Origin of the sequence: Bradyrhizobium amphicarpaeae (genome assembly GCF_002266435.3) — a bacterium.
Taxonomy (GTDB): Bacteria; Pseudomonadota; Alphaproteobacteria; order Rhizobiales; family Xanthobacteraceae; genus Bradyrhizobium; species Bradyrhizobium amphicarpaeae.
Genome location: NZ_CP029426.2, coordinates 1,946,127 through 1,961,685, shown reverse-complemented (window position 1 = coordinate 1,961,685; position 15,559 = coordinate 1,946,127). Strand labels below are relative to the sequence as shown.

General features: G+C 64.7%; 16 protein-coding genes. 3 read left to right on the top strand and 13 right to left on the bottom strand.

Going from position 1 to position 15,559, the window contains the following annotated elements; genetic code table 11:
- Nucleotides 1–72: 72 nt before the first annotated feature.
- Complete coding sequence (locus CIT40_RS09295) at nt 73–294, bottom strand: hypothetical protein (RefSeq protein WP_094892164.1); 222 nt, start codon at nt 292–294, stop codon at nt 73–75.
- A 116-nt stretch (nt 295–410) separates the two neighbouring features.
- On the opposite strand from CIT40_RS09295, the gene CIT40_RS09290 reads away from it, so the two are divergent.
- Nucleotides 411–605: a DUF3072 domain-containing protein gene (locus tag CIT40_RS09290; RefSeq protein ID WP_094892163.1), complete on the top strand. Its 195-nt coding sequence runs from the start codon at nt 411–413 to the stop codon at nt 603–605.
- An 85-nt stretch (nt 606–690) separates the two neighbouring features.
- Nucleotides 691–1,008 (top strand): DUF6496 domain-containing protein, encoded by a 318-nt coding sequence (locus CIT40_RS09285; RefSeq protein WP_094892162.1) that lies wholly within the window; start codon nt 691–693, stop codon nt 1,006–1,008.
- Between the two features lie 12 nt (nt 1,009–1,020).
- Here CIT40_RS09285 and CIT40_RS09280 read toward each other — a convergent pair whose 3' ends face one another.
- Together CIT40_RS09280 and CIT40_RS09275 are read right to left on the bottom strand one after the other, a co-directional pair.
- Nucleotides 1,021–1,383: a hypothetical protein gene (locus tag CIT40_RS09280; RefSeq protein ID WP_094892386.1), complete on the bottom strand. Its 363-nt coding sequence runs from the start codon at nt 1,381–1,383 to the stop codon at nt 1,021–1,023.
- Nucleotides 1,384–1,659: 276 nt separating this feature from the next.
- Entirely contained in the window at nt 1,660–3,195 is a 1,536-nt protein-coding gene (locus CIT40_RS09275) for a Do family serine endopeptidase (protein ID WP_162307422.1), read from the bottom strand.
- 209 nt (nt 3,196–3,404) lie between these two features.
- Between CIT40_RS09275 and CIT40_RS09270 the strand changes: the two genes are divergently transcribed.
- Nucleotides 3,405–4,241 (top strand): universal stress protein, encoded by an 837-nt coding sequence (locus CIT40_RS09270; protein ID WP_162307421.1) that lies wholly within the window; start codon nt 3,405–3,407, stop codon nt 4,239–4,241.
- A 14-nt stretch (nt 4,242–4,255) separates the two neighbouring features.
- Here CIT40_RS09270 and CIT40_RS09265 read toward each other — a convergent pair whose 3' ends face one another.
- From CIT40_RS09265 to CIT40_RS09220, 10 genes are all read right to left on the bottom strand, one after another.
- Entirely contained in the window at nt 4,256–4,468 is a 213-nt protein-coding gene (locus CIT40_RS09265) for a hypothetical protein (protein WP_094892159.1), read from the bottom strand.
- Between the two features lie 168 nt (nt 4,469–4,636).
- Entirely contained in the window at nt 4,637–6,508 is a 1,872-nt protein-coding gene (locus CIT40_RS09260; protein ID WP_244611995.1) for a putative bifunctional diguanylate cyclase/phosphodiesterase, read from the bottom strand.
- A gap of 2 nt (nt 6,509–6,510) precedes the next feature.
- Nucleotides 6,511–7,662, bottom strand: coding sequence for an FIST signal transduction protein (locus CIT40_RS09255; protein WP_094892157.1), 1,152 nt, complete (start codon nt 7,660–7,662; stop codon nt 6,511–6,513).
- Nucleotides 7,663–7,870: 208 nt separating this feature from the next.
- On the bottom strand, nt 7,871–8,608 hold the full coding sequence (gene rpe, locus CIT40_RS09250) for a ribulose-phosphate 3-epimerase (protein ID WP_094892156.1): 738 nt from the start codon (nt 8,606–8,608) through the stop codon (nt 7,871–7,873).
- Nucleotides 8,605–9,528: a CbbX protein gene (gene cbbX, locus CIT40_RS09245; protein ID WP_094892155.1), complete on the bottom strand. Its 924-nt coding sequence runs from the start codon at nt 9,526–9,528 to the stop codon at nt 8,605–8,607. The genes rpe and cbbX overlap by 4 nt, the downstream gene beginning before the upstream one ends.
- Nucleotides 9,529–9,624: 96 nt before the next feature.
- A complete protein-coding gene (locus tag CIT40_RS09240; protein WP_094892154.1) occupies nt 9,625–10,032 on the bottom strand; it encodes a ribulose bisphosphate carboxylase small subunit in 408 nt (135 codons plus the stop codon).
- An 11-nt stretch (nt 10,033–10,043) separates the two neighbouring features.
- The gene (locus tag CIT40_RS09235; protein WP_094892153.1) at nt 10,044–11,504 is read right to left on the bottom strand and encodes a form I ribulose bisphosphate carboxylase large subunit; all 1,461 of its coding nucleotides are present in this window, start codon (nt 11,502–11,504) and stop codon (nt 10,044–10,046) included.
- Between the two features lie 41 nt (nt 11,505–11,545).
- Nucleotides 11,546–12,631 (bottom strand): class II fructose-bisphosphate aldolase, encoded by a 1,086-nt coding sequence (gene fba / locus CIT40_RS09230; protein ID WP_094892152.1) that lies wholly within the window; start codon nt 12,629–12,631, stop codon nt 11,546–11,548.
- A 12-nt stretch (nt 12,632–12,643) separates the two neighbouring features.
- Nucleotides 12,644–14,662, bottom strand: coding sequence for a transketolase (gene tkt / locus CIT40_RS09225; RefSeq protein WP_094892151.1), 2,019 nt, complete (start codon nt 14,660–14,662; stop codon nt 12,644–12,646).
- A gap of 16 nt (nt 14,663–14,678) precedes the next feature.
- Nucleotides 14,679–15,554, bottom strand: a complete 876-nt coding sequence (locus tag CIT40_RS09220; protein ID WP_094892150.1) for a phosphoribulokinase — start codon at nt 15,552–15,554, stop codon at nt 14,679–14,681.
- Between the last annotated feature and the right edge of the window lie 5 nt (nt 15,555–15,559).

The following is a 15,559-nucleotide window of genomic DNA, read 5'->3' as shown; positions in this document are numbered from 1 at the left end:
CGGCCGGCATCTCACGGGGATGTGCAGCGGGGATTGCAGAAGCGTTCGCACGAGGGAATCCGCTCGCAGAACTCAGCGCGAGACGCTCGCGCGCCCGGAACTGCCGACTGTCTTGATGAGACGAAGGCGAACCGGATTGCGAACGTCGGGCAGGACACCGCCGCCGCCGGCAGCCTTCCATTCGTTGATCAGCAGGTCGACCTTCCGGCGCAGATCCATCTGCAACAGCGCCTGTTCGGCGCAATCGCGGTCGCCGTTGATGCGGTCGCGCACCGAGGCCTCGACGCCGGCCATTTCAAGCCTCAAGGCGCTGATTTTACGTCGAATTTCATTAATTCTATTGTCCATGGCTTGTTAGAACAAAATAAGAACATATAGTCAAGGCACGATTTTCAGGAGGGAGAAGCGACATGCAGGTTCAAGGTCGATACGACGCCAGCGTTTTCCTCACCGAGCAGATGACGCGGACGCAGGGGATGAGGTTGAAACGGCTGAGCGAAGAGGCCTATCAGCCCGCGCAATATGCGCGCGATCTATCGTTCAGCGAGGCCGCACGGCGCATTCAGGTGCTGGAAGCCGAGATCGATCTGGCGAATTCGTTCTAGGCTGCGTCGCGCGTCTGCAACGTGGGTGCGCGCTTCCGGAACCATGCCCTTGTCGCGAGGTTTCCCCGGCCAAGGGAGAACATGCATGGCACGCAAGGCAAAGAGACGCCGCTATTCACCCAGCTCCGGCAGCGATGTCGAGAGCGAGATGCGGCGTTACAAGAAGGGCACCGCGAAGAGCGGGCGCAAAGGCCGTGGCGGTCGCGTGAAGAGCCGCAAGCAGGCGATTGCGATCGGACTGTCGAAGGCACGCAAGAAGGGCAAGAAGGTCCCGAAGAAGGCTGCCAAGACGCCGTCCAAGAAAACGTCCAAGAAAAGGACGACCAAGAAGACGACGACCAAGAAGACGACGACAAGGAGAACCACAAAAAAATCGTCGAAGCGCAAATCCAGCAAGCGCTGACGGCGATCCGTCTCAGATCATGCTGCCCGGCATGAAGCAGCGGATCGAGACCCCGAACGCGGTCTTCACCGGCCACACCATGGTGCGGCCGGCCCGGTTCGGCTCAGTGATGACGGCCTCGTCCGGCACCTCGATCCACTCGCCGTCGAGACGCACGCGATAGTGCCCGTTATGCGAGTCCCAGTCGGGATCGGCGACGGCAAACCCGTCCGCATCCGAGCAGCATGGGCCGAGGTGGCTGCGCAAACCGTCGAACCATGGCTTCAGGGGTGAATCCGCGTAGCGGCCGTCGTCCCGCCCGAGAGCGTTTCCGCCCCAGAGCACGAATGGCGCCACGAGCAGCGCACTCCTTAGCGAGAGCTTCAATCGATCCATGTCGGCACCGATCACATGCGAACGAGCGGCCAGTTCCACAAAGCGGCAGCAGGTTCGAAGTTCCACGCTTGCAACCCATGCCGGCGGCGGCGTTGCCACCGAAGAGTTGCACCATCAGGAACTCTGATGACCGAACACGGCTTTTTCGGACGAACCGCGTCATCATTGTTGCCGTTAACGAGAATGTTATCGATCACGTCCCGGCTAGCCTGAAGACAAATGAAAAAGGCGGCCACAAGGGCCGCCTTTCTTGATCAACGCCGATCGACGTTCGGCTCAGGCGAACGGTACCGCGACGAACCGGGTCGCCTGCGCGTTCCTGACCTGCAACAGCACGCTGTGCTTGCCGGACGATTTGGCCTGAGCCAGCTCGGATCGGACGTCGCCGACATTGGCGACGGCCTTGCCGCCGACATTGAGGATGACGTCGCCGGTCTGAATGCCACGCTCCGCCGCCGGCCCCTGCGGGTCGACCTCGGTGACGACGACGCCCTTCTGGCCGGCGCCCTGGACGTCACCGGCCGGCGCCAGCGCAAGACCGAGGCGCGGCGTGCCCGGGCCCGACTGGTCCTTGCCAACATCGGCCTTGGCTTGCCGTTCGTTCGGCAGCTCGCCGAGCGCCAGCGTCACCGTTTTGCTGTCGCCCTTGTGGAAGACGTCGAGCTTCACCGAGCTGCCCGGCGCAAGGGTCGCGATCGTGCGGGCAAGATCTCGCGAATCCTTGACCGCCGTGCCGTTGACGGCGGTGATGACGTCACCCGCCTCGATGCCGGCTTTCGCCGCCGGGCTGCCGTCCTGCGGGGTGTCGACGATGGCGCCACGCGCCTGCTTGAGCCCGAGGCTGTCGGCGATCTCGGCAGTGACCGGCTGCACTTGCACACCGAGCCAGCCACGGGTCACCGCGCCCTTGTCCTTCAGCTGCGCGACGACGAGCTTTGCGGTCGAGGCCGGGATGTCGAAGCCGATGCCGACCGAGCCGCCGGAGGGCGAGAAGATCGCCGTGTTCACGCCGATCACGTTGCCGTTCATGTCGAAGGCCGGGCCGCCGGAATTGCCCTTGTTGATGGGCGCATCGATCTGGATGAAATCGTCATAGGGACCGTTGCCGATGTCGCGGCCACTGGCCGAAACGATGCCGGCAGTCACGGTGCCGCCGAGGCCGAAGGGGTTGCCGACCGCGACCACCCAGTCGCCGATGCGCGGCTTCTGGTCGGAGAATTTGACGAACGGAAAATCCTTCTTGCCGTCGACCTTGATCAGCGCGAGATCGGTCTTCGGATCGGTGCCGACCACCTTGGCGGTGTAGCTGGTGCCGTCGTCCATGGTCACCTGCACCGACTCGGCGTGGTCGACGACGTGGTTGTTGGTGACGGCATAGCCGTCGGCGGAAATGAAGAAGCCGGAGCCCTCGCCCGTGATCATCTGATGGCGCTGGCGCGGCATCCCGTTCATGCCGCCGGGGCCGCGGAACCCGAACTGCCGGGAAAACTGGTCGAACGGAGAATCCTCGTCCTGATCCATCCGGTTCTGCTGCAACATCGCGCTCTTGTCATTGTCCTGGTCGATCTTGACCCGCACCGAGATCACGGCGGGCTTGACCCTACTGACGAGATCACCGAAGCCCGGCGGAGTCGTTGCGGATTCCGCGGCCTGGGCCGGCGCGATGAAGGAGCTCGGACCGAACGGCAAGGAGCCGGGAGCAGCCGCCAGCACGGCCACGCCGAGCGCAGCGACGGTGCCGAGCAGCGCCAGCCGGCGCGGCCTCAAGATCCTGCGGGACGTCGGGATGTCGGAATTGACGCGATCGTTCATGTCGAAATGTCCATGTTGGATAAGGTGTCGCCTTGTCCCCAACATGACCCTCGCCACCTTACGGCGTCCCGTCCATCCGATTAAATCTTGGCAAAGAAGGCGCGCAACCCCGCGGAAGCTCGCCGCCCGCGCATTTGATGCAGCTCAACGCGCGTCCTTCGGACAGTGGAAAACTGCGGTCACCGGATGATGTCCATCGGAGGCGCGCCATGTACAAAGACATTCTCGTCCACATCCCCACCGAACGTCCCATGCGTTCCGCGATCGACGGCTCGATTTCGCTCGCGGCGCAGTTCAACGCCCATCTCGACGCGGTCGCGATCGGCTATGTCGCAACCAGTGCCGCTTACGTGATGGAGGGCGGCGCCGCGGTGGCGGCCGTGTTCGAACTGGAGCGCGAGCGCGCGGTGGAACGGGCCGAGGCCGCGCTCGCGGTGTTTGGCATCGAAGCCGCGAACGCCGGCGTCTCCTACGGCTGCCGCGCGCTCGGCGCGATCCCGGTGGATGCGGCCGGCTCGCTCGGCGAGATGGCGCGACTGCACGACCTCAGCGTCGTGCTCCAGCCTGATCCGGCGCAGGGCTCGTTCGACAACGAATTGCCGCGCGAGATCCTGTTCCAGGCAGGCGGTCCGGTGCTGTTCCTGCCCTACACCTTCCATGGAGCTTTCAAGGCAAGCCGGATCGGCATCTGCTGGGACGGCAGCCGCCTCGCGGCCCGCGCCGTGCACGACGCGGCACCGTTCCTGGCGCGCGCCGACGAGATCGTGATCATCACCATCAACGAAGCCAAGGCCGTGTCCGACGAAGTGTCAGCGAGCAGCCTCGCAAGACATCTCGGCCGGCGCGGATTGTCGACCCGCACGGTCGGCCTGTCGGCGAGCCGCGCCGACATCCAGCCGACCATCCTGTCGCTGGCGGCCGACGAGGCGCTCGATCTCCTGGTGATGGGCGGTTACGGCCATTCGCGATTGCAGGAGCGCGTTCTCGGCGGCGTCACCCGCGCCATGCTGGAAGCCATGACGGTCCCGACGCTGATGTCGCATTGAGACCACAGGCGCCGTCACGCCGCGACCGGAGTCTCCCACGTCGCGGGCATGGCGGCATCCTCGTGGTGCGGCACATTGCACGCGTCGAAATGCGTCTTGAGCTCGACCCCGGCGAGATGTTCGAAATGTTCGGCCTGGCCGAGGAGCTCCCAGGCCTGCAGCGGCCGGTAAGCCGCCTGCTGACGGCAGAGCGACGCCAGCGCCCGGTAGCGACGTACGTTCTCCATGAGACCCTCCCTCGCATTCACTGAGCTTATTGCCCTGATTTGCGTCAGGCCGATGGCGGTTGTGCAAAAGATTTTCTGCGCCCACACCGCGCGTCTGGCCTCGGCTTGCCATTTGGAAATATATATCCGCCCCAAAGTTCCAAACAGGGGGCAACTGACGTTCTGGCGCTAGGCGAAGAGCCGGCGCTCGACGGTGATGCCGACCAGGTCGAAATAGCGCTCGATCAGGTCTGGCCGACCGACCAGATAGCCCTGCATCTCCTCGCAGGCCTCCCGCGCCAGGAAGGCACGCTGCGCTTCCGTCTCCACGCCCTCGGCGATGACCGGAATATTCAGGGCGTGCGCGAGGCTCAGGACCGCGCGAACGATCTCGGCCGATTGCGGCGTCGCCTCGAGATTGGAGATGAAGCTGCGATCGATCTTGATCTTGTCGAATGGGAACGACTGCAGATAGGACAGCGAGGAATAGCCGGTGCCGAAATCGTCCATCGCGATACGGATGCCGAGCGCCTTCAGCCGTCGCAGCAGATTGAGCGCGCGGGTGAAATCGCCGATCAGCACGCCTTCGGTGATCTCGACCTCGAGCCGCGTCGGCGTGAGCCCGGTCTCCAGCAGGATCTGGTGGATCGAACGTTCGAGATCGCCGGCCTGGAACTGAACCGGTGACAGATTGACGGCGACCTGCAGCGGCCGCGGCCAGGATGCCGCTTCACGGCACGCTTCGCGCAGGACCCATTCGCCGATCTGGACGATCAGCCCGTTCTCCTCGGCGAGCGGGATGAACTGGTCCGGCGGCACGAAGCCCCGCGTCGGGTGATTCCAGCGCAGCAGGGCTTCGAAGCCGATGACCTCGCCATCCACCCGCGCCTGCGGCTGGAAGTAGACCAGGAACTGGTTCAGCTCCAGCGCCTGCCGCAGATCGTGCTGCAACAGCCTGCGGTCGCGCAGCTCCTGGTCCATCTCGGTTTCGAAGACGCGGACGCGCCCACGGCCCTCACGCTTGGCACGATAGAGCGCTGAATCGGCATTCGCGAGCAGCGTGGCGGCATTCACGCCGTCATCGGGATAAAACGCGATGCCGACGCTAAGGCCGACATGGGGGAGATAGTCGTCGACCTCGAGCTCTTTGCCGATCGTCTCGACCAGCCGTTCGGCGAGCGCCAGGACGTCATCGCGGCTGATGTCGTCGGGCATCAGGATCATGAACTCGTCGCCGCCGATACGTGCGACGAAGGCGCCGTCGGCTTCCGCGGCAAGCCGGTCGGCCGCCGCCCGCATCAGCATGTCGCCGACCGGATGGCCGAACACGTCGTTGACCTCCTTGAAGCGGTCGAGATCGAGGCTGAGCACGGCAAAACTGGTCGCCGCCTCCTGCGCCCGCTCCAACCGCTCGCCGAGTGCGGCGTTGAAGGCGCTGCGGTTCGGCAGGTCGGTCAAGGCGTCATGATGCGCAAGATGGCTGATCCGCGCCTCGTTCGTGATCCTCTCGGTGACGTCCTCGATCACGCCGACCAGATATTGCGGCGCGCCGCTGCCGTCCCTGACCAGCAGCTTGCGCGAATTGACCAGACGATCGTGGCCCTTCACGCCGACTTCGAGCAGATGCCCCTCCAGGAACATCGGCATGCCGCTGTCGACGACGCGGCGATCCTGCTCGTTGACGACGCGGGCAATATCGTCCGGAAAGATCTGCTGAGGAGTCTTGCCCAGCATCGCCTCGCGCGGCATGCCGTAATACTCTTCGCCGGCGCGGTTGAGCAGGACGTAGCTGGAATCCTTCGCATCCTTGGCGAACACGGCGATCGGGATGTTCTCGATGATGCTGTCGAGGAATTCGCGCGCGCGCCGCAGATCCTGTTCGGCGCGGTTGTGCGTCTGTTCGAGTTCCTCGATCATCAGCTTGATCGCACGGTCGGTGCGGCGGCGATCGCGATCGCCCTCCTCGTAGGCCGCACTGACGAGCTCGCCGAGCCTGGTCAGGTCGACCTGCCCGGACTCGTCGGTCGACTGGCGGATCTGTCTTGCGAGCAGCCGGTGCATGGTCAAGCTGCCGCCTCCGCGATGACAGTGACGGTCATGGTCTGGTTGTGCAGCTCGCAGCGGCCGGACGCGGCCGGCGGGGCGATCTCTCCGTAGGAGTAGAACCCGATCCGGACGAAATCCTCGCCGAGCTCGGCGGCAACGGCGTCCAGCTCGTCCTGCGTGCGCTGCCCCATGACCCTGCGGCGACCGGTACAGCTCACCAGGATGGCAAGCTTGTCGCCGTCAACGCCCTCTGCGAGCGCGTTGCGCGCCTGCCTGCCCGCTTCGCCGGCACCGGCGGCGAGACTGTCGAAATTGGCCCGCATCAATTGCGCGGTGCATCCCTCCGGAATGTCGGCGGCGAACGTCAGGGTGCGGGCATTGCGGTCCACCGCGAACACCGAGCGTACGATCTGCCGGTCCGGCTCGGCGGCGTCGTGAATGCGCAACGGGAATGCCAGACCCGAACCCGGCATCGCCTCGGCTTCTTCCTCGCCGAGATAGCGGGTGTAGAGGTCCAGCGGCGGCTCGCCGTCGAGTTCCACGACCACGGATCCTTCCGACTTCGTCACCTTGCGACGCGGCCCGAACACATCCCAGCCTCCGGCACAGCCATGCGCGAAACGAAGCGAGGCGCCGTAGAATGCGATGGCGGCGACGCGGTTCGGCGTCGGCTCGGCGTCGGCTCCGACGATCGTCTGTTCAAATCGTGTGCCGTCGCCGGCGAGCCCGCCGGTAACAGGCAAATCCGGTCCCAGAACCTCGGTGATTCCGGCAAGCAGTGCGCCGCCGTTCACCGCCAATCCGTCGGACAGGACAAACAGACCCGCCAGATCCGCCGCCTGCGCCTGGCGGGCAAGGCGCGCGCCGCAGGCCCGCGACGCGTCGCGGCTCTCGACGACCTCCTGCACCAACCGCACTTGCGTATGGGCGAAGCGCAGGGCGACTGCGATGACCTCGTCATCGCAGATGTCGTCGCCATGGATTTGTCCGCCGGTGCTGCAACCGACGATATGGCTTTCGGGATAGAGACCGCGCAGCTCGCGATAACGTTCGCCGTCCGCCAGTTGCTCACGGCTGCCGAAATAGAGCACGAGCTGGGCAGGTTCCCGCAGGGCGTCCGCTCCGCGCCAGCCATGGGCAGCATTCCAGTGAATATATTGAATGTGCATGCCACGCTCTCTGCAGTTCTTGAACCACAGATTGTGGAGCGGCGCATTGCGTCGCCGTTAATCGCGTGTGTCCTTCGGCACCGTTGGTTACCCCGTCATGAAAGGGATTGCCTAGTCGCGTTGGATTCTCCGTAGGAACCCGGAGAAAAATGCGCCCGATGAGACGATCGACACCTCGGCCCAATCGCTTGGCAATGCCCTACGTAATCTACCGGATGCGCGCGCCTTCGCCGAGGCGCATTGGCTGCACGGCATTTTCTTGCCGCTTCGGAACCCGCCCCGTCTCGGCGGCGGTGCGAATGGCCGCGATATTCGCCGCATACGCGGCCCCGCTCTTGCCGCGAAATACTGCGGAACCCGCCACCAGCGTATCGGCGCCCGCGGCGGCCACGGCAGCGGCATTGTCGCGCGTGATGCCACCATCGACCTCGAGCCGGATCGGCCGGTCGCCGATCATCGCTTTGATCCGCTCGATCTTCGCGAACTGGGATTCCAGAAAGGACTGGCCGCCGAAGCCGGGATTGACCGTCATCACCAGGATCAGGTCGAGACGATCGAGCACATATTCGATCGCGCTCTCGGGCGTCGACGGGCACAGGCTGACACCGGCCTTCTTGCCGAGCGCGCGGATGGCCTGAAGCGACCGGTCGAGATGGGCGCCGGCTTCGGCATGCACGGTGATGACGTCAGCCCCCGCCTTCGCGAACGCCTCGAGATAGGGATCGACCGGAGCGATCATGAGATGCACGTCGAAAATCTTCGTCGTTGTCGGCCGGATCGCCTTGATGACATCGGCGCCGAAACTGATGTTCGGCACGAAATGTCCGTCCATGACGTCGCAATGGATCCAGTCGGCGCCGGCGGTGTCGATGGCCGTGATCTCCTCGCCGAGGCGCGCGAAATCCGCCGCCAGGATCGAGGGAGCGATAATGATCTCTCCGGTCATGGCTGTGGACTCCGTGCATCGGCGCCGCCGCTGAAGACGCGGCTTGCCAACACGTCGATGGGATCGATGGTTTCGAGATCGGCGACATCGAGCATGCGGTCGAGATCGGACACCAGACGATCGGCCTGCCGCAGGCGGATGCGGTCGACTGCGTTGCGGATCGAGCGCGCGTTGGAGAAGAAGGGCTGGGTCCGGCGCAGATCGATGTACTTCTCGAAAGCCTCACGGGCCGCCGCGGAAAAGCGATAGCCACGCTCCTTGAGCATCAGTTCGGCGATCACCAGCAGTTCGGCCTCCGAATAGTCCGGGAATTCGATGTGATGGGCGATGCGGGAACGGAAGCCGGGATTGGAGCCGAAAAAGGTCGACATCCGCTCGCGATAGCCCGCAAGGATGACGACGAGATCCTCACGCTGGTTCTCCATGACCTGGAGCAGGATCTCGATGGCCTCCTGACCGTAATCGCGCTCGTTGTCGGGCCGGTGCAGATAATAGGCTTCGTCGATGAACAGGACGCCGCCCATCGCCTTCTTCAATATCTCCTTGGTCTTCGGCGCGGTGTGGCCGATATACTGGCCGACCAGATCATCGCGCGTCACCGAGATCACCTGCCCGCGCCGCACGAAGCCGAGACCGTGCAGGATCTTCGCCATCCGCAGCGCGACCGTGGTCTTGCCGGTGCCGGGATTGCCGGTGAATGACATATGCAGCGTCGGCGGCGCGGAGGCCAAGCCCGCACGCTGCCGAATACGCTCGATCAGCAGCAACGAAGCGATCTGGCGCACGCGATCTTTGACCGGCCGCAGACCTATCAGCTCCTGATCGAGTTGCTGCAGCGTTGCAATGATCCCGGCCGATTCGGCTTCCTTGCGGAGATCGAACGCGGTTTCGGGGGTCGTTGTATCAGGCACGTCCAGCATCGGCGCCTCGAATAAAGGGCTTCGCCGCGGGGCGGCGGCGAAGCAGTTGTCCGCCAAGGATCTGGAGCAGAGTTGCTCCGTGCGGATAGGAATGGCTTATGGCAACGCTGACGCGACCGGCTTGCGCACCGTGGAGTAACGGATGGCGCGCCCGCCGACTTCCTGACGCACCAGCTCGAATTCGGCCTCCTTCGGCGGCCGGTTGACCAGGAAGGAGATCCGCACCGATTCCCAGCCATGGGTGGAATCGAAGCCGCTGATGCGGATGTAGCGGTCGCCGTACACCCGGCGGCACTCGGCAAGTTCCATCATCACGCCGGCGGCGTCCTGGAGATCGAACATCGGCAGGCCCCACATCTCCCAATAGGTGTTGCGGGGGTGCGGGTCGTCGGTGAACTCGATGTTCACCGCCCAGCCGTTGGCGAGACAATACTGCACCTGCTTGGTGATCTGGTCATCGGTGAGATCAGGCAGGAACGAGAAGCAGCCCTGTGTGAGTTTCATGTCGCGTCTCCTCAGACGGTTTCGAGCGCGGTCGGCACGAAGTCCGGCGTGTCGGTGGATTGATAGTTGAAGGTGACGTCCTTCCAGACATCGAGCGCAGCCTTCAGCGGCGTGCAGGTCTGTGCCGCCTTGGCCAGTATCTCGGGACCTTCATGGACGTAGTCGCGCCCTTCGTTGCGGGCGAGGATCATCGCTTCCAGCGCCACGCGGTTGGCGATCGCGCCGGCCGCAATCCCCATGGGATGACCGATGGTGCCGCCGCCGAACTGAAGCACGACGTCTTCGCCGAGCAGATCGAGCAGCTGGTGCATCTGGCCGGCATGGATGCCCCCGGAGGCGACCGGCATCATCTTGTTCAGGCTCGCCCAGTTCTGGTCGAAGAACAGGCCATGCTCCAGCTTGGTCGGGTTGAAATCCTCGCGGCAGACGTCGTAATAGCCGCGCGTGGTATTGGGATCGCCCTCGAGCTTGCCGACCACCGTACCGGCGTGGATGTGGTCGACGCCGGCGAGCCGCATCCATTTGGCGATGACGCGGAACGAGACGCCGTGGCTCTTCTGCCGCGTATAGGTCGAGTGACCGGCACGATGCAGATGCAGGATCATGTCGTTGCGACGCGCCCATTTCGCCATCGACTGGATCGCGGTGTAGCCGATCACGAGATCGATCATGATGATGACCGAACCGAGCTCCTTGGCAAACTCGGCGCGCTCATACATGTCTTCCATGGTCGCGGCGGTGACGTTCAGATACGTCCCCTTGACTTCGCCGGAGGCGGCCTGCGCGCGGTTCACCGCCTCCATGCAATAGAGGAAGCGGTCGCGCCAGTGCATGAAGGGCTGCGAGTTGATGTTCTCGTCGTCCTTGGTGAAATCGAGTCCGCCCTTCAGCGCCTCGTAGACCACGCGACCGTAGTTGCGGCCGGAGAGACCGAGCTTCGGCTTCACGGTCGCACCCAGCAGCGGCCGGCCGAACTTGTCCAGCCGCTCGCGCTCGACCACGATGCCGGTCGCCGGCCCCTGGAAGGTCTTCACATAGGCGACCGGGAAGCGCATGTCTTCCAGACGCAGTGCCTTCAGCGGCTTGAAGCCGAACACATTGCCGATGATCGAGGCCGAGAGGTTGGCGATCGAGCCCGGCTCGAACAGGTCGAGATCGTAGGCGATATAGGCGAAATAGGAGCCTGGCGTGTTGGGTACCGGATCGACGCGATAACACTTCGCGCGATATTTCTCCGCGGCAGTCAGACGGTCAGTCCACACCACCGTCCAGGTCGCGGTCGAGGATTCGCCGGCAACCGCGGCAGATGCTTCGATCGGATCGACGCCCTCTTGCGGCGTGACGCGGAACAGTGCGATCACGTCGGTGTCCTTCGGGACATAGTCGGGCTCCCAATAGCCCATGCGCGCGTATTCCATGGTGCCCGAGCGGTAGCGCTCCTTGCCGCGGACGGTTCCTGTATGTGCGTTCATGGCTCTCTCCCTCATTTCTCTCTTCTGGTCTCTGAATCTGCTCAGGCTGCGACGGGCTCACGGGCACCGATGCGTGGATCGAGCTCGCCACCACGGTACCGGCGCGCCATCTCGCTCATCGGTACGACCTTGATCTTGCCGGCGTGGCCCGCGGTGCCGAACTGCTCGAACCGTTCGCGGCAGAGGTCGCGCATCGCGTCCATCGCCGGCTTGAGGAACTTGCGCGGATCGAACTCACTGCGATTTTGCGCGGCGACCTTGCGGAACACAGCCGTCATCGCCAACCGGCAGTCGGTGTCGATATTGACCTTGCGCACGCCGCTCTTGATGCCGCGAACGATCTCCTCCACCGGCACGCCCCAGGTCTGAGGCATCTCGCCGCCGAACTGGTTGAACATGTCCTGGAGAGGCTGCGGCACCGAGGAGGAGCCGTGCATCACCAGATGGGTATTCGGGAGCCGGCGGTGGATCTCCTCAACCACCCGCATCGCCAGGATGTCGCCATCCGGCTTGCGGCTGAACTTGTAGGCGCCGTGCGAGGTGCCCATCGCGATGGCGAGCGCATCGACCTTGGTGGCACGAACGAAGTCGACCGCCTGGTCGGGATCGGTCAAAAGCTGATCGTGGCTGACCGTGCCCTCGACGCCGTGGCCATCCTCCTGCTCGCCGCCGCCATGTTCCAGCGAGCCGAGCACGCCGAGTTCGCCTTCGACAGAGGCGCCGACCCAATGCGCGAGATCGACGACGCGGCGGGTGATCGCGACATTGTAGTCGTAATCGGCGGCCGTCTTGGCGTCGGCCTTGAGCGAGCCGTCCATCATCACCGAGGTAAATCCGTGGGCGATGGCGGAGGCGCAGGTCGCCTCGTCATTGCCGTGGTCCTGGTGCATGCAGAGCGGAATGTCCGGATAGGTCCGCTCCAGCGCGTCGATCATGTGCGAGAGCATGAGATCGCCGGCATAGCTGCGCGCGCCGCGCGAGGCCTGGATGATCACGGGCGCATCGACCTCGGCCGCCGCCTGCATGATCGCGATGCCCTGCTCCATGTTGTTGATGTTGAACGCCGGCACCGCGTAGCCGTGGCTGGCTGCGTGGTCGAGCAATTGCCTGAGGGTGATACGTGCCACGAGTGGTCCTCCTTATTGTCCCTTGCGGGCGATCGCCCGGCGGGCGGCTTCCGCAATGCTTTGCGGTGTGATGCCGAATTCGCGGTACAGCACCGGCGCCGGCGCCGAGGCGCCGAAGCCGCGCATGCCGACAAACTCGCCGTCAGCGCCGATCCAGCGCGACCAATCGCCCTGTACGGCCGCCTCGACACCGACGCGCGGCGCGGTCCCGAGCACGGTGGCGCGGTAATCGTCGGGCTGTTGCTCGAACAGGGCAAAGCAAGGCGCGGACACCACGGCCGCGCGGATGTGCTCGCTCGCGAGCAGGCGAGCAGCGTCCAGTGCGATCGACACCTCCGAGCCGGTTGCGATCAGCGTCACGTCGCGGCCGCCGTCCGGCGAGACGACGAGATAGGCGCCGCGGGAGACACGGTTTTTTCCGCGCGCATCGCTGCGGAAGGTCGGCAGCGCCTGACGCGACAGGCACAGCACGGACGGACGATCCTCGGAATTGAGCGCGCAGTCCCAGGCCTCCAGCGTCTCCACCGCGTCGGCGGGACGGAACACCAGGAGATTCGGGATCACCCGCAACGCCGCGAGGTGCTCGACCGGCTGATGCGTCGGGCCGTCCTCGCCGAGCCCGATGGAATCGTGGGTCATCACATGGATGACGCGCAGCCGCATCAGGGCCGCAAGGCGGATCGCGGGCCGGCTGTAATCGGAGAACGCGAGGAAAGTGCCGCCATACGGGATGAAGCCGCCATGCAGCGCGAGGCCGTTCATCGCGGCGGCCATGCCATGCTCGCGAATGCCATAGTGGATGTAGTCGCCGGCGAACGCCCCGCGCTTGACGGGAGCTTGGCCCTTGGCGTGCGTGAGGTTCGAGTGCGTGAGGTCCGCGGAGCCGCCGACCAGGCCGGCAATCGTCCCGGCGATGCCGTCGAGGACATGTTGCGAGGCTTGCCGGGTCGCGAGCTTCGGACGCTCGGACGCAAAGCGTTCGCGCAATTTCGCCGCGGCCAGCGCATAGGCGGCCGGCAGGGCAACCGCCTTGCCTTCGACGAACATGTCGCGCTGCTCGGGCGTCGCGCCTTCATAGCGATCGAGCCAGGCGAGCCGATCGACCTGCCCGCGTTGCCCGATCATCCGCCACGCCTTCAGGATCGGGATCGGCACCACGAAGGGCTGATAGTCCCAGCCGAGAGCCCGCCGCGCCGCCGCGGCCTGCTCGGTGCCGAGCGGCGCACCATGGGCTTTCTCGGTGCCCTGCCGGTCCGGCGCGCCGTAGCCGATGATGGTGCGGCAGGCGATCAGCGACGGCTTTGCGGTCTCTCGCTCCTCCGCGATCGCCTGCGCGATCGCTTCGGGATCGTGCCCGTCGATGCTGCGCACCGACCAGCCGGAGGCGGCGAAACGCGCGAGTTGGTCGTCGGACGTTGCCAGCGAGGTCGGCCCATCGATCGAGATGCCATTGTCGTCGAACAGTACGAGCAGACGGCCGAGCCCGAGATGACCGGCGAGCGAGATCGCTTCCTGGCTGATGCCTTCCATCAGGCAGCCGTCACCCGCGATCACATAGGTGAAGTGATCGACGAGCCCGTCGCCATGCCGCGCATTGGCCATCCGCTCGGCGAGCGCCATGCCGACCGCGGTCGCGATCCCCTGCCCCAGCGGCCCGGTCGTCATCTCGACGCCTGGCGTATGGCCGTATTCAGGGTGACCCGGCGTCTTCGAACCCCATTGCCTGAAAGCCTTGATGTCGTTGAGGCTGACATCGCCGCCGGTCAGATGCAGCAACGCATAGAGCAGCATCGAACCGTGGCCCGCCGACAGCACGAAGCGGTCGCGATCCGGCCAGTTCGGATGCGCCGAGTCGAACTTCAGGAAGCGCGAGAACAGGACGGTAGCAACATCGGCCATGCCCATGGGAAGGCCGGGATGACCCGATTGCGAGGTCTCGATGGCGTCGACCGCCAGGAAGCGGACAGCGTTGGCGAGATTGTTGTGGCTCACCGCGTAGAGGTCGGCTTCGGCGTGGACGGAGATGTTCATCGGATGCTCCCCTCGTTCACTTCAGATTTCGCTTGCGCTCGATCAACTGCATGATCAGCGGCGTCAGGATCAGCTGCATGGCGAGGTCGAGCTTCGCGCCCGGACACACGATCGAGTTCGCGCGCGACATCCAGCTCTGCGGCAGCATCGAGAGCAGGTAGGGGAAGTCGATGCCGCGCGGATTCTTGAAGCGGATCACCACCATCGATTCGTCCGGCGTCGGAATCCAGCGGGCGACGAACGGATTGGAGGTGTCCACCGTGGGCACGCGCTGGAAGTTGATGTCGGTCTCGGTGAATTGCGGGCATATGTAGTGGATGTAATCGGGCATCCGCCGCAGGATGGTGTCGGTGACGGCCTCGGTCGAATAGCCGCGCGCGCTGCGGTCGCGGTGCAGCTTCTGGATCCATTCGAGATTGATCACCGGCACGACGCCGATCTTGAGGTCGGCATAGCGCGCGACGTTGACCTTGTCGGTGACGACGGCGCCGTGCAGGCCCTCGTAGAACAGCAGGTCCGAGTTCTCGGGCAGCTTCTTCCAATCGGTGAAGGTACCGGGCGCCGTGCCATGCAGCGCGGACTCCTCGGCGTCGTGCACGTAGTGCCGCGTCGTCGCGGTGCCGGTCTCGCCATAGTCGCGGAACGCGCGCTCCAGCTCCTCGAACAGATTGGTCTCGGGACTGAAATGGCTGAAATGCTTGTTGCCGCGATCGGACTCCTTCGCCATCTGCGCGCGCATCTCGGCGCGGTCGTAGCGGTGAAACGCGTCACCCTCGATGTAGGCCGCGTTGACCTTCTCGCGGAAGAAGATCTGCTCGAAGGTCTTCTTGACCGAGGTGGTGCCGGCGCCGGACGAACCAGTGATGGAGATGATCGGATGCTTTCTGGACATGGGGG